Below are 24,281 nucleotides of genomic sequence, written 5' to 3' on the forward strand. Positions count from 1 at the left end.
CTGCCGCATCTGCTGTCATCTAGCGCTTGAAGCGCACAGATGGAAATCAGCACTCTGTGCCTGGCCGGCATATCGCCTCCGCTGGTATATCGCATTGGATAATGAGTCTGTAAAGCAGCACCCTGGCCGGGATGCTGCAAAACATTTAAACCTTCAGGGCTGCAAATTGTTTAAGGTTCAAAACAGATTTCATGAGAAACGATATGGTCAACAGAACTGATGCAGCAGTTACCCGGTGGATGTCGAAGAACGGGCTTATATTGCTTCGTATCAGCATAGGGGTAGTATTTTTCTGGTTCGGTATCCTTAAGTTCTTCCCCGGCTTGAGTCCCGCGACCGATATTGCAACCCGGACAATTGAAACGCTTACTTTCGGAATTGTAACGGGAAAGGTGGCGCTTGTCCTGCTGGCTGCCCTGGAGGTTGTGATAGGGGCAGCACTGATATCGGGTGTATTCCTGAAAGCGACACTGTTGTTGCTTTTGTTCCAGATGATCGGCACTGTTACACCGGTCTTTCTGTTCCCCTCTGAGGTTTTTACGCAAATCCCATATGCGCCCACCCTTGAAGGACAATATATAATAAAGAATATCATCATTGTAAGTGCAGCATTTGTGCTGTGGGCTGCAAATGACGGATCAGGTCGCGGTGCCGTTGAAGGAACAGATCGCGGTGCCGCAGACGGATCAGGTCGCGATGCCGTTGAAGGAACAGATCGCGGTGCCGCAGACCGATCAGATAAAGGGCTAAATCAGGACAGAGCCTGATCTCATAAAAGTCCTGTCATCAGAAAAGCCTGAACAATCAACAGAAAAACAAAAACCACAAAGAACCCAAGAAGTGGTTGATTAGGATTCCGGTTTCTGTAAAAATCCAACTGTTCGGCAAGATATGATTTGCCCTCATGGTGATAACTGTAAAGGTCAAAGTACAGCTTGGTCCTGTATATCCAGTAAGGGGTAAACATTATTGCCATCAACAGCACAAGCCCGATCATTGCCAGAAAGGTGCCGGTAACCCACATGATATTGGTCGCCCTGATTGACCTGATAACCTCTTCAGAAAACCTTGTGTCTAAAACGAATTTGGATTCTGCCTGGTGAAGGTCTCTGAACAGGGAATTCAGATGTGTCCGGGCCAGATCAACTCGTTGTTCAGCAATTGCATTGCCGGGACTTATGCGTTGTTCATCGAGAAGCTCCTCCAGGGTTCTTTCGGCGACCTCTATTTCTTTCAGGATACTCTCGTACTGGTTGAAGAAAAGGTTGTCTGATTTACTGATATTCTCTCTTATCGGACTGGTACTTCTGATCCCTGAAGGAAGGTCGGCCATTATTTCTATCCAGCTTCTGTTGAATTGTTCGAGAGAAAAAATGCGTGACTCGAGCACTGCGATCCTTCTTATCTGAGATTCGGGATAATCCCGTGCAAGGCTCACCTGTGCCACGGTATCGTAAAACTCTCTGAAGTCTGACCGTACATCAGCCAGCTCAGTGCGCATGTTTTCGGTTGCATTGTTGCAAAAACTCTCTTTAACAGTACCGGTCGACCACCACAGGAAGGCGCCAAGCAGGATGGTAAGAATTGAGGTAATAAAGCCTCCCAGTAATACAAAAGGGATAACTCCCAGTATGCGTGGCAGACGTATCCCTGTATTTATAAGGAATTCCTTTGTTTCAAATATGCCTGAGCCTGAAGCCATATAGGCGGGGATCACCGTGTTTACTGCCATGAAGGTTATGAGCGTCAATATAAAAACCATTATCAGCAACTGGGTCACACCGAAGGCTATCCCCAGAACGGGTAACTGCACTGATGTTCCCGCGAAAAGGTGCAGCAACAGGATGATAACCGCACTCATCAGGGTGATAAAGATTGTAATGGCAACATTTACCGTCATGGTGCCGGTCCAGTATTCATCGAAAGGCCTGTCACTATCATCATAAAGTGTGAATCCGGAGAACCATATTACACTTAAGGTAAATGCGAACAGCATGACTATCAGTATCCATTCCTGCTCAAGTATATTGCTCAGGTAATAAAACAGGAGCACAACGAATGAGATGGCCAGAACAGAGATGAACCCTTTTTTGTAAGTTTCGGCTGAAAATGCATCGGGTATGCGGTTAAAGGCGATCTTAAAGAAGCGCCAACCCCAGATTACTATATAATGCCAGGCAAGTTTGACCAGGAAAAATAAAACCGGATGTATCACTTCGTTCCATATCCATGTTATAACCCACCAGACAGCGCGGAAAAGAAAGGCGAGAAACTCAAACACAGAGATCAGGCCATACACAGCCCATGCAATTGCGTTAAATACAAAAACCAGCAGACCCATCAGGGGCATCAGCAAGGTGGTGAACGAACTTCTTGTGGCCCAGTCCTCCTGGATCTTTTTCTGGTCAAGTATAAATTCAGGCCTGATCCCTGTAACCGAAGACCTGAAGAAACCAGTAAAGGCCAGGATAATAAACACACCCGGAAATATGGAAACCACAGGCGAAATTATAGCTGGAACATTCAGAAATACTGCCGGGAGTAATTCTGGCCGGGCAAAAAGTAATAATGTCATCATACTTGTTATGATTAGTTAATGATAAAGGAACCTGGTACCAATATTAAGAAAAAATGCATGTAAAAACAAAATGTTGTTTATAAGACCGTTGCATTTGTGAGGTGAATCTTTGTAATTTAGCTGAGGATTTGTTATTGCGGAGTTTTTGTAATTTTTGTAATTTTACTGATTACATATAATCCCGGAAAATTATGAATGACCAGCAACGCCTTATTGAACTCAGGCATGTTCTTTACAATGAGATAAAGGGTGAACTCAGCTACAACGAGAAAAAGGAGTTTGCAAGTGAATCTTTTGACGAAAAGGTTATTGCAAGATTGCTTGAACAGGCCCTCAGGAGGAAACGAAGGTTTTCGGCTTTCGTGGTCCTCTATTCCATTTTTCTGATGGTCCTGCTGATCCTTTTTCTGATCATGGTTGAGGGACTGGCAATGATCTTACTGGTAACCGCGGCCATAATCCTTCTACCGGTTCTTACCGTCAACATCTTCGCCAACAAGAGCTTCCTGGGGTACCAGAAACTCGACCTTGTACTAAGGCTGATCACCAGGTGCTATGTAAGGAATAAACAGGCCGGCCTCTGACTGCTTATACATTATCTGAAAAAATGGGGCGATACTTCCATTGTTTTTTTAATTTCGCAGGATAGTAGCTTTTATCCGTCCCTAAAAAACAGATGATGATAAATTTTTTCCGTAACTCTTCCGGTATTGTATATGTTGTTGAAAGCACGAAGGATCTGCATAAGCTGGATGTTGAAAAACTGACCTGGCTGTTCGGCGGTGCCGTATATGTTGATGCAACGGAGATCGAAGGCAGATACCTTGGCCCCCGCCGTGAAATGATAACGCCATGGAGCACCAATGCGGTTGAGATAACCCAGAACATGGGTATTGAGGGCATCTCACGCATTGAAGATTTTTTCCCTTTCGGGGAAGATAACGGCGGCACATCCACTTTCACTGAAGCAGGTACTTCTGCCGGGAAATCCCGGGAGCATGCACCCGGCGAGATGCCGGATGCGAAAGGGGTAACCACACCGGATTATGACCCGATGCTCCAGCGCATTTACAATAATCTGAAGCAGGATATTTTTGTCATCGACAAAGAACCCGACCCTGTCATCTTCATTGGTGATATTGAGGCATACAACAGGCAGGAGGGGCTGGCTCTGAGCCCCGAAGAGATCAGTTACCTGGAGGATGTGAGCAGGCAGATGGGACGGCAGCTTACAGACAGTGAGATATTCGGTTTTTCCCAGGTCAATTCCGAACACTGCCGCCACAAGATATTCAACGGACTGTTTATTATAGACGGTGAAGAAAAGCCGTATTCGTTATTTCAACTAATTAAGCAGACTACCGAAGCCAACCCCAACCGGGTTGTTTCGGCCTACAAGGATAACTGCGCCTTTTTGCAGGGCCCTGTTTCCAGGCAGTTTGCTCCGGCCAGGCAGGATGTGGGGGACTGGTTCGTGGTGAAGGATTTTGAGACGGTGTTGTCTGTTAAAGCTGAAACCCACAACTTTCCCACAACCGTTGAGCCTTTCAATGGTGCGGCAACGGGCACGGGGGGTGAGATCCGTGACCGCCTTGCCGGCGGGAAGGGTGCAGTGCCGCTTGCCGGAACCGCCGTATATATGACAGCTTACCCGCGCAGCGAACCGGGCAGGCCCTGGGAAAGCGCTATTGTGCCGAGGCCCTGGCTCTACCAGACACCCGAAGATATACTTGTGAAGGCTTCAAATGGTGCGAGCGACTTCGGCAACAAGTTCGGGCAGCCGCTGGTATGCGGCAGCCTCCTTACATTCGAGCATACAGAGAAGGGTCGGACATATGGTTACGACAAGGTTATCATGCTGGCAGGCGGTGTAGGATACGGCAGGAAGAAGGACAGCATGAAGGGTTCGCCCGTGAAAGGCGACCGTATCATACTCATGGGGGGCGATAACTACCGTATAGGTATGGGCGGCAGCTCGGTATCATCTGTTGCCACGGGCGAATATGGCAATTCAATCGAGCTTAATGCGGTTCAGCGCTCGAATCCGGAAATGCAGAAAAGGGTGAGCAATGCGATAAGAGCAATGATGGAATCGGATCATAACCCTGTCATCTCCATTCACGACCACGGGGCCGGGGGGCATCTGAACTGCCTGTCAGAGCTGGTTGAGGAATCCGGTGGCAGGATCGAGATGGACAAGCTGCCGGTTGGTGATCCCACATTGTCGGCACGCGAGATTGCCGGCAATGAATCGCAGGAAAGAATGGGACTGGTACTGCACAGGAAGGATGTGGAGATGTTGCGTAAGGTGGCCGGGAGGGAGAGGGCGCCTATGTATGATATTGGTGAGGTGACGGGTGATATGCAGTTTACCTTTGAAGACACGGGTAAAAAAATACGGCCCATTGACCTGAAGCTGGAGTGGCTGTTCGGTAACCCTCCGCGTACAGTTATGACCGACAATTCTGTCGAACCTGCTTTTGAAGAACTTGAATTTGATGATAAGCGTTTCAGGGAGTACCTGGTCTCGGTACTCCAGCTTGAGGCCGTGGCGTGCAAGGACTGGCTGACGAACAAGGTTGACAGGAGTGTTACCGGCAAGGTGGCGATGCAACAAACAACCGGCAGCATCCAGCTTCCTCTCAACAACCTGGCTGTTATGGCGATCGGTTACGGCGACAGCCGGGGAATTGCCACCGCGATAGGACATGCACCGGTAGCTGCAATGATTGATCCTGCAAAAGGATCGGTGTTATCTATAGCTGAAGCGCTTACCAATATTGTATGGGTGCCCTTGCAGGATGGGATAAGGGGTGTTTCACTGAGTGCGAACTGGATGTGGCCTACCAGGCATGAGGGTGAGGACAGCCGCCTGTACAGCGCAGTTGAGGCAGCATCGGACTTTGCAAAAGCACTGGGTATAAACATCCCGACAGGCAAGGATTCACTCTCAATGACCCAGAAGTACAAGGACGGAAATGTTGTCTTTGCTCCGGGAACGGTTATCATTTCTGCCGCAGCCGAGGTAACCGATATCAGGAAGACAGTCACCACGGGCCTGAAGAATGTGCCGGGCAGCTCGATCCTGTATGTCGACCTGTCAGGAGACAGCTTTCTGCTTGGCGGCAGCAGTTTTGCACAGTCAATCAATTTTGTGGGCCGTGGATGTCCCACTGTCAATGACCCTTCCTGTTTTGCTAAAGCGTTCAATGCAGTGCAGGGACTCATATCCAAAGGGATGGTGCTTGCAGGGCATGATGTTTCGGGGGGGGGACTTATTACAGCGATGCTTGAAATGTGTTTCCCCGAAAGGGAAACGGGAATCGATACTGACCTTTCAGGGTTCGGAGAGAAGGTTATCAACATCCTGTTCAGCGAAAAGCCGGCCCTGCTGTTACAGGTTGCTGATGCCGGAAAGGTAATAGGTGATCTTGCTGAAAAGGGAATTGAAGCCAGGCTCATAGGACAGTATAACAATAAGCGCAGATTTACTGTGATGCACGATGACGGACATTATGAGCTTGATATCGATAAGCTGAGAGATGTGTGGTATCGCTCATCATTTCTGCTTGACAGGAGGCAGTCCACCGAAAAACTGGCATCAGAGCGGTTCCGGAATTACAGTCAGCAGCCGTTGTCTTACAAATTCCCGCATGGCTTTACCGGCAAGCTTTCACAATACGGCATTGATAGCCAGCGTTGTAAGCCTTCGGGTATCAGGGCGGCTATCATCAGGGAGAAGGGTGTGAACGGCGACCGAGAGATGGCATGGAGCATGTACCTGGCCGGGATGGATGTGAAGGATATTCATATGACCGATCTTGTGAGCGGACGGGAGACACTGGAAGATGTGAATATGATCGTGTTTGTAGGCGGCTTTTCAAACAGTGATGTTCTGGGATCTGCAAAAGGCTGGGCAGGGGCATTCCTCTATAACGAAAGAGCAGCGCTGGCACTTGAACGTTTCTATGCGCGAGAGGATACCCTGAGCCTCGGTGTATGCAACGGATGCCAGCTGATGGTCGAACTGGGACTTGTGGGTGTTGAGGGAGAAAACAGGCCGAAGATGCTGTTCAACGATTCACACAAGTTCGAGTCCGCTTTCCTGAATGTTGATATCCCCATTAACGATACTGTAATGTTGGGGTCACTGGCCGGCAGCAGGCTCGGCATCTGGATTGCGCATGGTGAAGGAAAGTTCATTCTGCCAGGAGAAGAGAATGACTACCATATACCTATGAAGTATTCATACAGGAATTATCCTGGCAATCCCAACGGATCAGATTTCGCTGCCGCAGCTATATGCAGTCCGGATGGCCGTCACCTCGCGATGATGCCTCACCTGGAGAGATCGGTTTACCGTTACAACTGGGCAGATTACCCTGCAGGACGGAAGGATGATGAGATCACCCCATGGCTTGAGGCTTTTGTGAATGCCAGGGAATGGATTGCCGGAAAGAAGTAATTCCCCCGGTGGCAGTGTTTACTGTAACAAAACCCGTTTGCTGACGTAGAAGTGATTTAAGCCTGTGCATGCATACACAGGCTGGCACAGGAATTGCATTCACTCCAGCCGGTTGAAACCTGGTACAGTACATAGTGCAATATTAGAATCTGTCGGAAGTTTTTCCTGTTGATGGTCATATTGTAGTATTAAAAACAAAAATGAATAAAAAAGAATCAACTCTTTACATTGGCAAGGGCTCACAGGCAGACAAACAATATGGAGGACGTCCTGTCAATGATATTATTGAAGAGTTGAGAACTGAAAATGAGGTTCTGAAAAAGAGGGTTGAAGAGTGCCTTGAGAGTGAGCATAAATTTTATGTCCTTACCGAGTCTGCCCCTGTCGGTATCTTCAGCACCGATGCGGAAGGTAATACAACCTATGTCAACCCTCACTGGTGCAATATCTCCGGGATGACCTACAATGAAGCACTGGGCGACGGCTGGATCAGGGCGGTCCATCCTGATGACCTGGAGGGACTCTTTGCAGGTTGGGAGAATGCCGTTGCTGAAAAGAGATCTTCATATGCCGAATACCGGTTTTTGCGTAAGGACGGGACTGTTGTCTGGGTTATTGGCAATTCGGTTCCGCAATTCAATGGAGATGGTGAGATCGTTAATTATATAGGGACCATCACTGATATAACAGAAAGAAAAATTGCCGGCGAGAAGATCAGGACCCTCAGTCGTGTTGCCGAGCAGAACCCTGCATCAATTCTTATAACAGATTCATATGGCAGTATATCGTGGGTGAACTCCAGGTTTACCGAACTTATGCAATACACCCTCGATGATGTCAGGGGGCGGCCTCCCCGTATCTTCAACCCGGGCCATATCCCGCAGGAGGAGTACGAGGAGATGTGGAGGATTCTCAGGTCAGGACGCACATGGTGTGGTGAGACCCCCAACCGGAAAAAAGATGGCCGGTTTTTCCGGGAAAAGGTAATTATCTCACCCCTGCTTGACGAATCCGGCAACCTGGTAAACTATATTATCATAAGCGAGGATATTACCGAAAGGAAAAAGATGGTGCAGGATCTTGTTGCAGCCAAAGAAAAGGCAGAGGAGAGCGATCGTCTCAAGACCTCTTTCCTGAATAACCTTTCTCATGAGATACGTACGCCATTGAATGCCATTACCGGCTTTTCAGCACTGTTATCAGAACCGGGCCTGGCCGCAGAGAGAATTGAGGAGTTTGCCGGGATTATTATGGAGAGCAGCGATCAGTTGTTGACAATTCTGAACGATATTATCAGTATCTCGGCAATTGAAACCGGGCAGGTTGAGGTGGTAGAGGTGAAGACAGACGTAGAGGAATTGTTTGTCAGTGTATACAGGCAGTTTGCATCAAAGGCAGGGGAATCGAATAATTGTTTGAAATACTGTATTGATGGAATGGAGGGTGATCATGAAATACTGACTGACAGTAACAAGCTTATGCAGATACTTTCTAACCTGGTAAATAATGCCGTCAAGTTTACCGGTAATGGCGAAGTGAAGTATGGGTGTTCCCTTTCAGATGGTTCTCTCTGTTTCTATGTAAGTGATACCGGTATAGGAATTCCGGCGGCAATGCACCAGGAGGTATTCAAGCCTTTCAGGCAGCTTGAAACTGCAAATAACCGGAAGTATGGGGGACCCGGACTTGGACTGTCGATTGCGGGCGCTTATGTTAAGATGCTTGGCGGCAGGATATGGCTTGAATCTGAACCCGGAGCCGGATCTGCCTTTTACTTCACCCTGCCGTTTAAAAGACCCTGACTTCAACAATCCTCTTTTCCTGGTTATATTAATTGCAAAAGGGCCTCACTTTTGCCGGCGTTGTAAATTTTTTGTATTTTCCCCGGAATGAGTGTTTTCAAGGATAAGGTTGTATTAATAACCGGAGGGGCCCGTGGTATCGGCAAGGTCATGGCCCGGCTGGCGCTCCTGCGCGGTGCCGTTGTTGTTATCTGGGATATCGACAGGGAGCTGATGGGGCGGACTGTCACTGAACTTTCAGGTTACGGACCTGTTTTCAGTTACCGGATCGATGTCTCGTCAGTTGATGATGTAAGGACTGCTGCCAAGTGGGTGAGGCGCAACGTGGGAGATGTGGATATACTGATAAACAATGCAGCAATTGTTGCCGGAAAGTATTTTCATGAGCACGATAATACCGATATTGACCGCACTATGAGTGTAAATGCAGTCGCTCCCATGCATATAGCGCTTGAATTCCTGCCAGGTATGTTGGAGCGGAATTCCGGGCATATATGCAATATAGCCTCATCTGCGGGACTGGTATCAAATCCGGGAATGGCTGTTTACGTTGCAAGTAAATGGGCGGTGACAGGATGGTCAGACAGCCTGCGGCTGGAACTGGCTAAACTTAAAAAGAAGGTCATGGTTACAACTGTAACACCCTACTATATAGATACAGGTATGTTTGCCGGGGTAAGATCAGTTATTCCTCTATTAAAGCCTGAAAAGGTTGCTCTAAGGATAATCAGCGGAATTGAAAAGGAGAAGGTCTTCGTAAGCATGCCCTGGGGAGTGAGGTTTTTAAGATTTTTCCAGGGCCTTCTGCCGATATGGTTGTTTGACTGGTTTGTTGGCAATGTGCTAGGCATTTACAGGACCATGGACCATTTTACCGGCCGGATAGATGAAAGACCGGCGAATGAATCCCCTGCAAAGAAAACTTAAACATTGATTGATGGAGCAAGCAGTAGCGAGTGACATAGCAGGATATATCTGTAAACTCAGGGCATTCTATGGGACAAGACAGACCCGGGATATCGGGTTTCGCCGGGAGATGCTGAAGAAGTTAAGAAATTCCATTCGCAAATACGAAAAGGAATTGTCAGATGCTCTTTTCCGGGATCTTCGAAAATCTCCCGAGGAGGCATATCTTACCGAGATCAGCATCGTATTGCATGAGATAGATAATCATATAGCCAACCTGAAAAGATGGGCCAGGCCCGAGAGGGTTCGCACACCATGGTACCTGTTCCCCTCAACAGCAAAAATACTCTTCGAGCCTTTGGGGGTTGCACTGATAATTGCACCCTGGAACTATCCTTTCCAGTTGCTTTTTAACCCACTTGTTGGTGCAATTTCGGCCGGATGTTGTGCCATGCTGAAGCCTTCCCCCTATACACCTGCCGTTGCGGCGGTAATGGAAGAGATTGTGAGAGAGACATTTGATCCGGGTTTTGTCAGCCTTGTGCAGGGTGGAAGGGATATCAACCAGGAATTGCTTTCACATAGGTTTGATATGATCTTCTTCACCGGCAGCCCTTCTGTCGGGAAGGTCGTAATGAAGGCAGCAGCTGAGCATCTGACTCCTGTTGTGCTTGAGCTTGGAGGCAAGAGTCCCTGCATAGTTGACCATGATGCGAATATTAAAGTGGCCGCAAGACGCATTGCATGGGGCAAGACCATCAATGCCGGCCAGACATGTATAGCTCCCGACTATTTGTATGTCCACGAATCGGTAAAGCAGGAATTGTTATCCGCCCTGATTGAACAGATAAGCGACATGTATGGCCATGATATCAGGGCAAGCAGATATTATCCCCGCATAGTAAGCAGGAATGCCTTAGACCGGATCCGGAAGCTGATGGAGCATGGTAATATCGTGTCAGGAGGTGAAGTCGATATTGAAGACCGTTATATTGCACCGACAATTATTGACCAGGTAGAACCCGGTTTTCCTGTTATGCAGGAAGAGATATTCGGCCCCGTACTTCCGGTTATGACATTTGCAGATATCGACGAAGTGATCACTTATCTTAACGGTACTGAAAAGCCACTCGCTCTTTATTATTTCGGAAGCAGGTCCGGTGCGCGCAGAGTAATCGGCAACACAACTTCCGGTGGCGGATGTATCAATGATACAATCCTGCATGTTGCAAATCACCATTTACCCTTCGGCGGCACAGGGAACAGCGGCATGGGAAGATATCACGGAAAGGAGAGCTTCCTTGCCTTCAGTAACCGCAGGTCTATGCTCCGGTCTTCACTTTTATTTGATAATCCGGTTAAATATGTTCCTTTCAGAGGGTTCAGGTTACTGAAAAGGTTTTTCTGAAATGCAGCAGTCTGCAAATCCTCTGTGATTTCTGCAAATGCAGGCTTACTGTAACAAATATCCCATTTTATCGTAGAAAATAGCGAGGTTATTAATGATCTGTCGTGTACATCCGCCATTTCAATGCCTTGTACGTTTTATCAGTTTGCTGAGGGCGCTTTATGATGGTTGATGCTATGCATTTCGGCACATCTGGTTAAATATGTTGAAGAAACAGTTTCAAGAACAGGAATGACTAAAAATAGGGCAAAGAGGGTTGAACCCCGGGGTGAGGTTGCGCCGGACCATCAGGATAATCCGGCAGGACAGGCGGATATGGATTCAGGAAACCGGGCTGATAGTGATGATGTGCTGAAGGCGGAAAATGAAGCTCTTAAGGCAAAGATTGCAGACCTGGAAAAGCGTAACCGCCTGAACACATCTCTTCTGCTGAGTATATCGAAGGAGATCAGGACGCCACTTAATACACTTACCGGTTTCTGCTCTTTTTTGTCTGACCCGGACTTATCATATGAAAAACGCGCGTCATTTACAAAGATCATTCTTGACAGCAGCGACCACCTGTTGTCTAACGTATCCGATATAGTAAATATCGCGATAATTGAAAAGGGGAGGAAGACTGTCAACGAAGACTCCTTTAACCTGAATATGCTGATGAAACAGCTGTATGAGCAGTATTCGGCAAGGGCAAAGGAACAGAACAATATCTTCAAGTACAAGGCCGGCCTTTCTGACAGTAAAGCACGGATAAAAACAGACAAGGCAAAGCTTCACCGCGTATTGTCAAGTCTTCTTATTAATGCTATAAAGTTCACCGGGCAGGGAAAAGTAAGGTTTGGTTACAGCCTCAAGGATAAAGAACTGCTCTTTTATGTCAGGGATACAGGCATAGGAATACCGGTTGAGCTGCAGAAACTTGTATTCAGGCGCTTTGAGATGGGAGAGGTGTCAGACAACCATTATTATTGTGAGTCCAGTCTGGGTTTGTCGATCTGCAAGGCATATATTGAAATGCTTGGCGGAAGGATATGGGTGGAATCAACTCCCGGTCTCGGCTCATCATTCTATTTTACAATTCCATACAGGCCGGTGTCATCATAAGTATCCGATACTTTTTCTGCTCATTTTATCCAGTAATTTCCTGCTTTGCTTTTCTTTTTCACCGGATTGATGTAACTTGTGGAAGAACCATTTTGTCCTGTTCCATGAAAGGAAAAGCACCGGATCAAGGTGAGCTGAACCTTTTTGAACCCTCGCTCACGCAGGTTGTCGATAAGGATAACCCGTTAAGGGTTCTTGCGGAAAATTTTCCATGGAGCGAGATCGATGCCGGGTATTCAAAACTCTATTCTGACAGGGGGGCTCCCTCAAAACCTGTCAGGCTGATGGCCGGGCTGCTGGTTCTGAAACATATCTTCAATGCCAGTGATGAGGGGATCGTGGCAGAATGGGCACGTGACCCGTGCTTCCAGTTTTTTTGCGGCGGTAATGTGTTTATTGACCGTGCTCCCTGCGATCCGAGTGATCTCCCGCGTTTCCGCAAAAGGATCGGCAAGGAGAGACATGACACACTGATCGGTTATGCTGAGCAACTAAGGGAAAAGGCCGGTATTGACCGGATCGTGATCAGGGAAGGCACCAGACCCGGCCAGAAGGACTTTTCATATTCCATACGTAAAGGGCTCTACAGTAACATTGTAACCGGCTTCCGGAAACTGGCACGCAAGTTTTCTGGTTAACAGGATCACTGCCCTTCAAGTGCGGGTAAAAGGGTCTCGCGCACCCATGTGAACTCAGGTTCAAATTCAAGTGCTTTCCGGTAGGTTATACGGGCCATTGCCTTGTTGCCGGTTTCCTGGTAACTTTTGGCCAGTGCCACAAGTGTGTTGAGGTATAGCCACCTGTGGTGCTCTTTCATATCTGCCTCAAAGAGCCTGATTGCCCGGTTGTAGCTCTCCAGGGCCTTTTCTTTTGAGCCCCCGAATGTTGCCGGGGCATAGAACATGGCATTCCCGTGCTCCAGCCAGGCCTGGGGATTACCATGATCTGTCTCGATAGCCTTGTCAATCAGGTTCATGCTCCTCTGTCCCCAGAATACCGCTCTCCATGGAGCCATCGATATCCTGTAGGCATAAAGCGCTGCCTGCAGGGCATAGGCAGAAGACTCATGCCTGGTAGAGGCTGTAAGTTTATCAATATCCTCTTCCGCGAGCCCTATCTGTTCCCGTGCGGAAGAACGGTCGCCGATCCCGAGGCTGTAGCCGATATATCCGTATCTTGCCAGGGTCAGTTCATACAGCACATCAATATTACCGGTTTGCCTGTATTCTTTTTCAAGGATATTGATGGCCCTGACCCAGGTCTCCATCCTGTCCCTGGTAAAGGCATAATAGATCATTTCCTGCGGCCGGGTACCGCCCTGAGCTGCCAGGGCCCCGGGAATTAAACAGAGGATGAGAAACGTAAGTGCAATATTTTTGGCTGCGTCGGTTAAGATCATATTAGTTATCGTTATGCCTTGAGGCTCCTGAAAGATTGTTGATACACGTTTCTGCCCTTCCAGATGAGGACCCTGTTCAGCCTGTGCCTGATCGCGGCAATTACCATGACAAATAAGGATAATTGCTGAAATGGTGCCAGAAGCAGGTTCTGCAGCAAGGGCTGCCGGCTGATATATGAGATCACCAGCCTGTGAATTACTGTAAGCACAATAAACAATGCTGATAAAATGGGCGACAGGTATAATGCCACCGGGATTATACCGAATGTTGTAAGCAGCGCGAAAAAAAGTCCGGCCGGAATACTCCCGCCGAAATACTCTGCCACGTTCCTCGAAAAGCCGCTCACTGCCTCTTTCCATGTTCTGTACATCCGGCAGCCTATATCGCCGTTGCTGAGCAGTGTATGGGTGCGGTAACCCAGTCTTTTCATTAACCTGAAGATGCCGATGTCCTCTACCGGACTGTTTTTAAGACTAAGGTGAAACATGTGTTTTTTATATGGCTCTGTCCTGAACATCATGAACTGCCCGTTTGCTGCCGAAAGCGAGGGCCTTGAAGATGTCCTTGTCAGAATAAGCGGGAGAAGTCCGGTCAGCACCCAGTTCATTACCGGTACAGTTATCTTCTCCCCGAAAGAGCGCATCTCCTGGGCCGGGAATATTGACAGCAGGTCCAGCCGGTGATGTTTCATATGGGCAAAGCTGTTGTACAGGAGAGAGGGGCGTAGTCTGACATCGGCATCGAGAAAAAGAAGGTATTCCCCATTTGCCTCAAGTGCCAGTTGGTGGCATGCATGGTTCTTGCCGAGCCACCCGTCCGGCAGAGGCCTGCCTCCGATCAGTCTTATGCGGCTATCCCTTTCTTTGCAACTTTCTACCAGTTCGCCGGTATTGTCTTCTGAAAGGTCATCATAAACCAGTATTTCTATGTTTGGGTAGTTTTGATATGAGATATCTGAAAGCAGGCTGCAGATGTTATCAGCCTCATTTCTTGCTGGTATAAGAACTGATATCAGGGGCATGGAATTATGAGCCTGCAGCCTGGCCGGCTGGTATATGGCCTCAACACTTCTGAGCCACTGCCTTGTGAAAAGATTTGTAAGGCTTACTGCGAGTCTCACTGCCAGGAAAAACAATATGAAGTAGGCAAGCCAGGTCATTCCAGGTGTTTTTGCTGTTCAATGCACTGTTTGTAAAAGCTGCTGTATGCATTTTCCAGTTCACCCAAAACAAAATTGCCTGTGGCATGGAAATCCTCAAGGTAAATATACAGCCCGGGTTTCTTATTTGAAAGATAGTCAGTCATGGTCACCATAAATATTACATGAACAGGTCCTGTTACCCTTTCAATGATCCTGTACCATCCCTTCCGGAAAGCAATTTCGTTCATGTATTGTGACTGTATCCTGCCCTGGGGAAACAGGATCAGAAGGTTGTCCCTGTCGTTAAGAATTTTTGATGCATAATTGATTGAATCTATTGCCGAACGCTTACCCGGGTTTATAGAGAAAGCTCCAAGTCTTCTGAAAAATTTCCTTTTTGCCAGTTGTTCCTCAAGCATCATCAGATGAAGACGTTTTTTTAACAGCCTGCGGTTGAGCTCATAAGGAAAGAACCCGTCCCACCAGCTGAAATGGTTACCTATAAGCAGTACCGGCAGGTTACGTTCCTTGTAGCTGCCTTTGATATGCATGGAACTGAAATTCCTTTGCAGGATATAGCGTATGTAGATATTAAAGAACCACCTGTGAAGCCGTGAATGCTTTGCTTCTATCATATAAACCGGTAAATAATGTTTAGTGCCAGGATAAAACCTGCCTGCACGGCAAAAAGTCCGCGTGAAATCCTGTTTTCAGCACGCACCTTAAAGGTATGCAACAAAGCCAGAAATACAATGGATATGATTAACCAGGCAAGGTAATTCTGTAAAGGAATGATCCCGCCTTCCCAGGACCACATGTTCATCCTGATGGCAACGGGTTCCAGAATGATGTCATATGTTACCATTATCAAAGCTCCGGTAATAACGGCAACAGGACGGCTAAAGCGGGCCAGTCCCACAAGGTGATATGTGAAGTAAATAAGCATCAGCCAGTTAATGCCGATCATCAGTGGCGTGTCAAAGAGCTTAATGCCAAGAACATGGTGATAGTTGTAATCGCCGAAAACCAGTCCGGTATAAACACCGGCAACTTCCACCAGGTAGCCGGTTACGGCTATTACGGTAAAAAGCACCACGTGCTTTTTTGTCCACGGTCTGTGGTAAAGTGCCAGTAATACCAGGTTCATCAGCAGGGTGTAGGGGGTAAGGAGTTCTATGAGGTCCTTTGTCGCAGCAGAAGACAACCCTGCAACCCCAACAGCATAGAAAATGATGAGTATGAATATCACCCTGCCGGGTGCCGGCAACTTCTTTGATAAATCCATTGTTTTCGGTTGTTTTGACGTTTTGACTTTCCGGTCAACTTACCAGATCACTGTCTAAACCATTATTCTGCATACTTGTTCAATAAGCAGGCAATAATTCTTCAACAATAATTATCTAAGTGCATACCTTGATCTCCCGGTCAATTATTTTCGCTGAAGCCAGGCAGAGGGGCATTCCCCCTCCCGGGTGTACACTACCCCCGGTGAAAAAGAGGTTTTCGTAACGTCTCCTGAAATTGGGTTGCCGGTTGAAAGCTGCAAACATACTGTTTGAACTTATCCCGTATAAAGATCCATTCCAGGATCCTGTTTCTTTTTCAATGGTAACCGGACTCGCAATACTTTCAAAAGTGATGAACTTTTCAATGTCAATTCCCAGCATCCTGTTTATTTTGGCAATTATGTTTCTTCTTGCTTCCGGTATCATTTCTTCCCAGTCCTGTCCGCTGTTCTCAGGGGCATTGATCATTACATACCAGTTTTCCGATCCTTCCGGGGCATCGCTGGTGACAGCCCTGGAGCTGATGTAAATGTAGACGGTCGGATCTTCGAAGATGGTCCGGTAAGTGAAAAGATGCCTGAATTCTTCACGGTAATTTTCTGAAAATAGGATATTGTGTAGTTGCAGGCGCGGTTCATCCCTGTTAACACCCCAGTAAAATATCAGTGCCGATGTGGATCTTTCATTGCTTACCAGTCTCCGGGGCATTTTTGAACCTTTGAAAAGATCTGTATAAAAGAGGTTGACATCCGTATTATTGACTACGATACCGGCAGGGACAAACATGTCATCAGTCTTTATTCCCTTTACCCTAAAATCTGAATGGACTATCTCCCGAACCTCGTTTTCAAGGTAAAATTCAACACCCATTTTCTCAGCAAGGGAGGTAATTGATGCAGCTATGTCAAATATTCCCTTCTCGGGGAACCAGGTACCTTCTGTATGCTCAAGGTGAGCTATAATATTAAGGGTTGCAGGTGTCTTGTAGGGGCTGGATCCGTTATAGGTGGCATACCGGTCAAAAAGCTGTACCAGTTTATTGTCATTGAACCAGCTTTTATTCCGGGTGTGCATGGTTACAAAAGCGTCAAGCCTGTATGAGTTAAGCATTGTTTTTAAGAAGGAGGGGGAGAGGAAGTTGGATGGTTTGTGCAGTGAATTGAGCAGGAAGGATTCAGCCGTGAGATCGTACAGGTCTTTGCTTTTTTTGAAAAATCTTTCCAGAAGTGCAGGTTTGATACCGCATTTTGCCATGACCTCATCGGTGAATCTGTCCTTATCCTGCCAGGCGGTGATATTTGTACCGTCTTCCCAGAAATATTTACAGGAAAGTTCAAGTCTCTTATATTTGAAATGATCACGGGGGTCTTCACCGCAGAGAGTAAACAGTTCATCAACCAGATGAGGCAATGTCAGCAATGAAGGCCCGCGGTCAAACCTGAAGCCTTTATGCCGTAGTTCCGATAATTTCCCTCCGGTAGCTTTTGATTTGTCAAAAACCCTGACCCGGTAGCCTTTTGCTGCAAGCCTTACTGCAGCTGCAAGTCCCCCAATTCCGGCTCCTGTAACTACCGCAGTCCTGTTTCCCATAATCTATGTTATTATAATTACCTGCCACAGGCTGGCAGGCTCCGGTACTTTACCGGCCAGAATGCTAAATTAGTTGTTTTTTGTGAATGATTTGATTGACTCTCAACATGCAAATGAACTTATCAGTGTAAGAGCATCTGAGTGTCAAATGTATTTATTATTTTCAACCCGGAATGTCGCGGATACGAGTTCGCAAAGACCAACCTGTGAGGGAATACATCCATTAAACTATTAAATCATGGACAACTATTTCAGGAATCACCGGATTGCCGTTATAGGCGCTGGAAATATCGGGCTTTCACTGGCCTCTGGTTTTTTGCAATCCGGACTTTTCAGTCCGGGAAACATATGCCTTACCCGAAGACGCATTGATCTTCTGTCAGATATCGCGGGAACCGGGGTTCAGATTATGAAAGATAATGCGAGGGCAGTTGAAATATCTGATATAGTTATAATATCGGTCGAACCTCAGCAGATAAACGGTGTTCTGCAGGAGATAAGGCCCGTACTCAACAAAGACAGGCATACTGTTATTTCAGTTGTGACAGGAGTTACAATCCATCAGATTGAGCAGGTCCTGGGACAAGGTGTATATGTGGTCAGGGCTATGCCCAATATAGCAATATCGGTTGGGGAGTCAATGACCTGTGTCGCAGGTAACGGAAATTTAATGAAGCCACTGGATGAGACATGCCGATTATTTGAAATAGTAGGACGAACATTGGTAATTAATGAGGATGAGATGATCGCTGCGACCGCAATAGGAGCATGCGGTGTGGCTTTCTTCCTGCGTGCGATAAGGGCTGCATCACAGGGAGGTATAGAGATAGGCCTTCAGTCAAGACATGCACTCACCATTGCTATCCAGGCGGCCAAAGGGGCTGCTTCCCTGCTTCTCTCCGGTGGCAGCCATCCGGAGCAGGAGATAGACAAGGTTACCACTCCCAAAGGATGTACCATCGCAGGGCTCAACCTTATGGAGTATGAAGGGTTCAGTTCGGCTATGATAAAAGGTATTTCCCTGTCAGCCGAAAAGGCTGCCCACCTCTATAAGGGAGACAATATTAAAAATCCTTAAATGACCATTCAGAGCTGAATCAAATACGAACAATGGTATGTGATTTGATGTTAATAAAAAAGAGTAAGGTTTCTTTTTATTAACACGTTAAATCCGTAATTTGCTTTAAAACTGATTCTGTGGACCTGTTGTTCGACATATTTAAAATTGACCGTAACAATATATTGCCCGGACAGGGAAGGGTGCTCATTTCCGATCCTTTCCTGAACGATGCCTATTTCAAGCGTTCAGTTGTTTTTATTACTGAGCACAGTGAGAAAGGTACTGTAGGGTTTGTACTGAATAAACCTGTTGACGTAGCAATCAATGACATACTTGCAGACTTTCCTGATATTGACACGGCAATATCGGTAGGCGGGCCTGTTGGGACAAACGCTGTTCATTATATACATGAACTTGGGGATATAATCCCCAATAGTGTAAAAGTGACAAATAATATCTGGTGGGGTGGCGATTTTGAGGTGGTTAAGCAAATGATCGAAAGCGGTAACCTGGATCAGGACAAGATCAGGTTTTTTGTTGGTTATTCCGGATGGGAACCAGATCAGCTTGAAAGGGAAATTTCTGAAGATTCCTGGGTCGTGAGTGAATTTGACAGCGAAATGATCATGGGCAGCCGCACCAAGGAGGCCTGGCAGAAGGCATTGAACACCCTTGGAGGTAAATACAGGCTCTGGACAAACTTTCCTGAAAATCCCGGTATGAACTAATTGCCGGCTTATCAGCTTTCCTTATTAGTACTGGGTCAGCATAGGCGTAAATGTAAATCAGGATCACCATTTATGTCATAATAAATTGATGGCCGGGAGATCATTGTCCAAATTGCTCCTGGTTTAATAACCGGGTAAGAAACCTGGCAGTTTTACTGTAGTATCTTTTCCCGCTGTATGCAACTACCCAGCGTATTCCCGAAACGGCATTAGTAAGAAAACATTCATCAGCTGAAATCAGGTCGTTTTCATCTATTGCAGTCTCAATGCAGGTCATCCCCTGCCACCTTACCAGTCGTATGATCTGTTCCCGCATTATTCCTGCAACGCAGCCCTCTTCAAGTGAGGGAGTAGATATGGTGTCTCCCTTTACGATAAAGATGTTTGAACTTGTTGCTTCAGCGATATTGCCATCGGTGTTCTGAATGAAGCAATCATCCAGGCCCTCAGAACGGGCATATATCGCTGCACTTATATAAAGCAGGGAGTTGGCTGTCTTCAGGTTCGCTAATTTATCAGGCTGTTTTTTTATCCCGTTGAACATTCCGGTCTTTAGTCCCTTGTCATTCAGCGCATAACGGTCATTAGCCAGCGGGACTGTTTCAGCAATGTACGATACCGAATTATCTGAAGGCTTATAGAACCCGCCACTGTTTCTGAAAACGCTAAGCCTGATCCGGACACCAGTGTAAAGGTGATTTTTATTCAGTAATCGTTCCAGTACAGTTTCCAGGTTCTCTTCCCCGGGCAGGCTTTCCGGCTCCATTCCAATGAGTCTCATGCCTTCGGTAAGACGCCTGTAATGGCTTTCAAAGAACTGAAGCCTGGTGCCGTTGGCATGTATAGTTTCAAAAAGGCTATCGCCATAGCAAAATGCCCGGTTAGTGTGCAATATAGCAGGCTTTTCTGAAGGCACCATCTCACCGTTGTAACAGATGAATTGTTTGTGCATAGTTAAAAACTAAAAAGTTGTTCCAGAAAAGTATTGATCAGACTTAGGTCAATAAGCAAAGGGAAAATGAACCCATAAACGGCACCGATAAAATGTGCGTCGTGGTTAATATTGTCAGATGCCTTTTTACTCATATAGTGTGAATATGCCAGGTACAGTACACCGAACAGGATCCCCGGTATTGGAATTACTGCATAAAGCAAAAGATTTTGCCATGGTGCGAAAAATATGCTCGTAAAGATTACTGCTGATACCCCGCCAGAGGCTCCTACGGCATTATACCATTGGTTGCTTTTGTGTTTTCTTAGTGTGGTCAGTGTAGATACAGCCACGCCACCACCATACAACAGTAAAAAGCCGGCCACCGGGAATCTCAACATACTCATTGCTTCAAGCCTCATAAAATATCTTTCAACCGCAGTGCCAAAAGATAAAAGAACTATCATGTTTATAAAAAGGTGTACCCAGTCGGCATGCAACAGGCCATGGCTGACAAGCCTGTAGAACTCTTTCCGGTGATATACCCTGTAGGGATTGAACTGCAGCCATGACATAAGTTCGTGCCTGGAAAATGCAATTACTGAGATTACTGAAGTGAGAAGTATGATGTATAGTGTCATTCAAAAAGTTTTTACCGGTACTAACAATACTGCCGGCGCTAAGGATATTCTTTCCCTGTGCCGTAAATCATTATTCAATGAAGTATCTTGAATATCATCTCTTTCAGCAGATCCCCTTCGGTAGCTGACAGGTTGTCAAATCCTTTTGACCGCATATCATATTCCCTGAGCCATGAGATAATCCGGGCTGTTTTCCGCGCGTCATATTTTTTTGCCGCCATTTCATATTCACTAAGGAAGTATGGATTTACCCTCAGCACTGAACCCAGATTCCTGGGCGAACGGTCTTTGATGAAATGCAGTGTAAAAACCTTGCTGAAGAACGTAAAAAGTGAAAATATTGTGAGCGTAAAAGGGTTTGCCTTCTGATTTTGTGCAAAGTAGTTTATTATACGGTTGGCTTTAAGTGCATTTTTTTGAGCCAGAGCTTTTTGCAATTCAAAATTATTGTAGTCTTTGCTTATTCCTATATTTCTTTCAATGGTCCCGGTAGTTATTGACCTGTTAGTCTCAGGGAGTGTAATTATGAGTTTCTCCAGTTCATTTGCAATTTTGCCAAGGTCAGTGCCCAGGTACTCAACAAGCAGCATTGATGCATCGGGTGTGATGCTGCATTTTCTCTTTTTCAGCCAGGTGTTTATCCATGCAGGAACTTTATTCTCATAAAGCCGGGGAGACTCCATGAGCGCTCCTCCTGAAGACTCTATGACCTTGCTAAGCTTTTTGCGCTTATCATAGGATCCGTATTTGTAGTTGATGACCAGGATCGTTGATTTGAGAGGCTTTTCAGCATAATTTGCAAGTTTATCAAGATCCTTCATTAAATGGGCCTCCCTTAAAACGATGAGCTGATGGCTTGCCATCATGGGGAATCTCAGAGCGGTATTGACAAGATCAGCTACATCCGTATCTTTTCCGTAAAAGATAGACTGGTTAAAAGCTTTTTCTTCCCCGGTAAGTACATTCTCAATTATATAGTCGGAAACCAGGTCTATATAATAGGGTTCCTCGCCCGATAAAAGGTAAACAGGCCTGAATTTACGGTTTCTTATCTCAACCAGGATCTCATTCGGTGTCATTGATCAGAATTTAAGATGCTTTACAGTCGATCCATGGTTTATAAGTTCACGCATCGAATTAATGCCTATATTCAGATGATCTTCAACAAATAGTTCTGTAACCCTCTTATCACTTTCAGATGTTTTAATACCTGTCGAGATCATTGGTTGGTCTGAAACCAGCAGGAGCGCACCGGCAGGTATGCTGTTGGCAAATCCAACTATAAAAATGGTTGCTGTTTCCATATCGATTGCCATCGCCCTTGTCTTCTGAAGATACCTTTTGAATCGTTCATCATATTCCCAGACTCTCTTGTTGGTGGTGAATACTGTTCCTGTATAATAGTCACGTTCAGCCTGAACAATTGCCGTCGATACTGCACGCTGCAGGTTGAAAGCAGGAAGTGCGGGGACTTCGGGCGGCAGGTAGTCATTGGACGTCCCCTCACTGCGTATGGCTGCAATTGGTAATATAAGATCTCCCAGTTTGTTTTTTTTCTTTAGCCCTCCGCATTTACCCAGAAATAATACGGCCTTTGGCTGAACAGCACTCAGCAGGTCCATGATGGTGGCGGCATTGGCGCTACCCATCCCTATGTTAATTATTGTAATTCCATTGGCTACGGCGCAAGGCATTGGATTATTCTCACCTATTACAGGCACATCAAACATATCGGAAAACAATTCAAGGTAGCTGCTGAAATTCGTAAGTATAATATGACTAGTGAAATTCTCGATAGGGTTGCCTGTGTATCTTGGTAACCAGTTGTTCACGATCTCCTGTTTTGTCCTCATTTATTGGTAGCTTTGTTATTATATCCTTTTATTTATAATGCAGTCATTAAACTTTCCCCGGTATTCGTTCCGGATTAAGTCCGAAGGACAAAGAAAGCACATTTTCGACAATATTCGAAAACGATATGTTGTTTTGACCCCCGAAGAATGGGTGAGGCAAAATCTTGTCTCATACCTTGTTGAGGACCGTAAATACCCGGCTTCACTGCTTGCCGTGGAAATGCCCCTGAAGATAAACCGGATGGAAAGAAGAGCAGACCTGGTGCTTTTTTCCGGAAACGGTGATCCGCTTCTGATAGCTGAATGTAAGGCTCCGGGAGTTAAAATAACACAGGGGGTATTTGATCAGGTTGCCCGTTATAACCTTGACATGAAGGTTCGTTACCTGATTGTTTCCAACGGTATTGTACATTATTGTGCGGAGCTTGACCATGTCAGGGGGGTATGGTCATTCCTCCCGCAGATACCTGCGTTTGATGAGGTTATTGAGCGGAACCGGGATTTATAAGCTGCAGCATATATTCGCTCTTCCAGCCTTCAGGAGTCCTGCTCCATTCTTCCTTTTTCCCGGTAATCTTAAATCCGAATTTCTCAAAAAGCCTGATGCTTATAGTGTTGTCGCAATCAATGAAGCAGAAGAGCTGGTGCAATTGCAATACTGTAAACGAATAGTTTATAAGCAATTTCAAGGCTTCTGATGCAAATCCCCGGTTTCGGTTTTTATCGTCGTTAATCAGAATGCCGATCCCGGCGCGCCTGTGTATAGGGTCGAAATCATACAGGTCAATAGCACCAATTGTTTCATCTCTTTCTCCGCTATTTATTCTGTCGATCATCAGCCGCAGCTGTTTGGCCTGGAAAATATCCATATGAGAGTCAGCAACATATTTTTCAAGTATAAACCTTGAAAAGGGTACCAGGGTATTGCTTATAGACCAAATATCTGAATTGTTCTCCCAGGTGTATAGGATATCAACGTCAGATGGCTCAAGGGCTCTCAGAATTACATATTTTCCGTTTAGAATGCTCATGTTCTGGATTTTCTCTTGCCTGTAAATATGCGAAATCTATTTCATTAATCCCCGGCTTGGGTAATTAAATGATCTGGTCGTAAAACCTTCTTCATTAATTGCGGGACCGGCTCCTGTAATAGGATATTGAGACGACGATAAGAGCCAGAAGTAATAACCACCACAAAATCCTTCTTCCTTTACCGGGCTCATCAGGAGTGTCGGGTGCTTTTTCGGCAGCTATTTTACCCCATATCTTCTTAATTTCACCGGGATCGTACCCGTATTCTTCCGCGCTTTCTGTTATCATCCTGAGCAGTTCGCCGGTTGTTGCGGGTACCAGGTTGTTCTGCTGGAGGTACTCCAGGTATTCCCTGAGCT

The 24,281-nt window shown here is 46.3% G+C and carries 23 protein-coding genes; 11 read left to right on the forward strand and 12 right to left on the reverse strand.

Annotated elements, in window-relative coordinates; translation table 11 throughout:
- Positions 1-191: 191 nt before the first annotated feature.
- Positions 192-767 carry a DoxX family protein gene (locus EA408_11515; protein ID TVR70237.1) on the forward strand — a complete coding sequence of 192 codons (576 nt, stop codon included), beginning with the start codon at positions 192-194 and terminating at the stop codon, positions 765-767.
- Positions 768-769: 2 nt separating this feature from the next.
- Here the strand turns inward: EA408_11515 and EA408_11520 are convergent, their stop codons facing one another.
- Positions 770-2,500 carry a hypothetical protein gene (locus tag EA408_11520; GenBank protein ID TVR70238.1) on the reverse strand — a complete coding sequence of 577 codons (1,731 nt, stop codon included), beginning with the start codon at positions 2,498-2,500 and terminating at the stop codon, positions 770-772.
- 269 nt (positions 2,501-2,769) lie between these two features.
- Here EA408_11520 and EA408_11525 point away from each other — a divergent pair, with 269 nt between their 5' ends.
- From EA408_11525 to EA408_11555, 7 genes are all read left to right on the forward strand, one after another.
- Entirely contained in the window at positions 2,770-3,162 is a 393-nt protein-coding gene (locus tag EA408_11525; protein ID TVR70239.1) for a hypothetical protein, read from the forward strand.
- Between the two features lie 95 nt (positions 3,163-3,257).
- A complete protein-coding gene (locus EA408_11530; GenBank protein ID TVR70259.1) occupies positions 3,258-7,043 on the forward strand; it encodes a phosphoribosylformylglycinamidine synthase in 3,786 nt (1,261 codons plus the stop codon).
- A 200-nt stretch (positions 7,044-7,243) separates the two neighbouring features.
- A complete protein-coding gene (locus EA408_11535) occupies positions 7,244-8,845 on the forward strand; it encodes a PAS domain-containing sensor histidine kinase (protein TVR70240.1) in 1,602 nt (533 codons plus the stop codon).
- An 87-nt stretch (positions 8,846-8,932) separates the two neighbouring features.
- Positions 8,933-9,772 (forward strand): SDR family NAD(P)-dependent oxidoreductase, encoded by an 840-nt coding sequence (locus EA408_11540; protein TVR70241.1) that lies wholly within the window; start codon positions 8,933-8,935, stop codon positions 9,770-9,772.
- A 10-nt stretch (positions 9,773-9,782) separates the two neighbouring features.
- Complete coding sequence (locus tag EA408_11545) at positions 9,783-11,159, forward strand: aldehyde dehydrogenase (protein ID TVR70242.1); 1,377 nt, start codon at positions 9,783-9,785, stop codon at positions 11,157-11,159.
- Positions 11,160-11,330: 171 nt separating this feature from the next.
- Positions 11,331-12,260, forward strand: a complete 930-nt coding sequence (locus EA408_11550) for a sensor histidine kinase (GenBank protein TVR70243.1) — start codon at positions 11,331-11,333, stop codon at positions 12,258-12,260.
- Positions 12,188-12,898: a transposase gene (locus EA408_11555; GenBank protein TVR70244.1), complete on the forward strand. Its 711-nt coding sequence runs from the start codon at positions 12,188-12,190 to the stop codon at positions 12,896-12,898. The genes EA408_11550 and EA408_11555 overlap by 73 nt, the downstream gene beginning before the upstream one ends.
- Before the next feature lie 5 nt (positions 12,899-12,903).
- Here the strand turns inward: EA408_11555 and EA408_11560 are convergent, their stop codons facing one another.
- The 5 genes from EA408_11560 to crtI all read right to left on the reverse strand — a co-directional run bounded on the left by EA408_11560 (position 12,904) and on the right by crtI (position 17,677).
- On the reverse strand, positions 12,904-14,019 hold the full coding sequence (locus tag EA408_11560) for a tetratricopeptide repeat protein (protein TVR70245.1): 1,116 nt from the start codon (positions 14,017-14,019) through the stop codon (positions 12,904-12,906).
- A complete protein-coding gene (locus EA408_11565; protein ID TVR70246.1) occupies positions 13,671-14,819 on the reverse strand; it encodes a glycosyltransferase in 1,149 nt (382 codons plus the stop codon). The genes EA408_11560 and EA408_11565 overlap by 349 nt, the downstream gene beginning before the upstream one ends.
- Complete coding sequence (locus tag EA408_11570) at positions 14,816-15,436, reverse strand: glycerol acyltransferase (GenBank protein ID TVR70247.1); 621 nt, start codon at positions 15,434-15,436, stop codon at positions 14,816-14,818. The genes EA408_11565 and EA408_11570 overlap by 4 nt, the downstream gene beginning before the upstream one ends.
- Complete coding sequence (locus EA408_11575; GenBank protein TVR70248.1) at positions 15,433-16,086, reverse strand: carotenoid biosynthesis protein; 654 nt, start codon at positions 16,084-16,086, stop codon at positions 15,433-15,435. Before EA408_11575 ends, EA408_11570 begins: the two co-directional genes overlap by 4 nt.
- A 115-nt stretch (positions 16,087-16,201) precedes the next feature.
- Positions 16,202-17,677, reverse strand: a complete 1,476-nt coding sequence (crtI, locus tag EA408_11580) for a phytoene desaturase (GenBank protein ID TVR70249.1) — start codon at positions 17,675-17,677, stop codon at positions 16,202-16,204.
- Between the two features lie 238 nt (positions 17,678-17,915).
- Here crtI and proC point away from each other — a divergent pair, with 238 nt between their 5' ends.
- Complete coding sequence (gene proC, locus EA408_11585) at positions 17,916-18,755, forward strand: pyrroline-5-carboxylate reductase (GenBank protein TVR70250.1); 840 nt, start codon at positions 17,916-17,918, stop codon at positions 18,753-18,755.
- A 98-nt stretch (positions 18,756-18,853) separates the two neighbouring features.
- Entirely contained in the window at positions 18,854-19,465 is a 612-nt protein-coding gene (locus tag EA408_11590; protein ID TVR70251.1) for a YqgE/AlgH family protein, read from the forward strand.
- Between the two features lie 100 nt (positions 19,466-19,565).
- Here EA408_11590 and EA408_11595 read toward each other — a convergent pair whose 3' ends face one another.
- From EA408_11595 to EA408_11610, 4 genes are all read right to left on the reverse strand, one after another.
- Positions 19,566-20,417, reverse strand: coding sequence for a hypothetical protein (locus EA408_11595; protein TVR70252.1), 852 nt, complete (start codon positions 20,415-20,417; stop codon positions 19,566-19,568).
- A 2-nt stretch (positions 20,418-20,419) separates the two neighbouring features.
- Positions 20,420-21,037, reverse strand: a complete 618-nt coding sequence (locus tag EA408_11600; protein ID TVR70253.1) for a rhomboid family intramembrane serine protease — start codon at positions 21,035-21,037, stop codon at positions 20,420-20,422.
- A gap of 74 nt (positions 21,038-21,111) precedes the next feature.
- Positions 21,112-22,116: a DNA polymerase III subunit delta gene (gene holA / locus EA408_11605; GenBank protein ID TVR70254.1), complete on the reverse strand. Its 1,005-nt coding sequence runs from the start codon at positions 22,114-22,116 to the stop codon at positions 21,112-21,114.
- A gap of 3 nt (positions 22,117-22,119) precedes the next feature.
- Entirely contained in the window at positions 22,120-22,890 is a 771-nt protein-coding gene (locus EA408_11610; GenBank protein TVR70255.1) for an AMP nucleosidase, read from the reverse strand.
- 37 nt (positions 22,891-22,927) lie between these two features.
- On the opposite strand from EA408_11610, the gene EA408_11615 reads away from it, so the two are divergent.
- Complete coding sequence (locus tag EA408_11615) at positions 22,928-23,398, forward strand: type I restriction enzyme HsdR N-terminal domain-containing protein (GenBank protein TVR70256.1); 471 nt, start codon at positions 22,928-22,930, stop codon at positions 23,396-23,398.
- Here EA408_11615 and EA408_11620 read toward each other — a convergent pair.
- Complete coding sequence (locus tag EA408_11620) at positions 23,373-23,921, reverse strand: N-acetyltransferase (GenBank protein ID TVR70257.1); 549 nt, start codon at positions 23,919-23,921, stop codon at positions 23,373-23,375. The genes EA408_11615 and EA408_11620 overlap by 26 nt on opposite strands.
- Positions 23,922-24,015: 94 nt before the next feature.
- On the reverse strand, positions 24,016-24,281 hold a 266-nt coding region (locus tag EA408_11625; protein TVR70258.1), incomplete at its 5' end, for a hypothetical protein.

This window comes from Marinilabiliales bacterium (assembly GCA_007695015.1).
In the GTDB taxonomy this organism is placed as follows: domain Bacteria; phylum Bacteroidota; class Bacteroidia; order Bacteroidales; family PUMT01; genus PXAP01.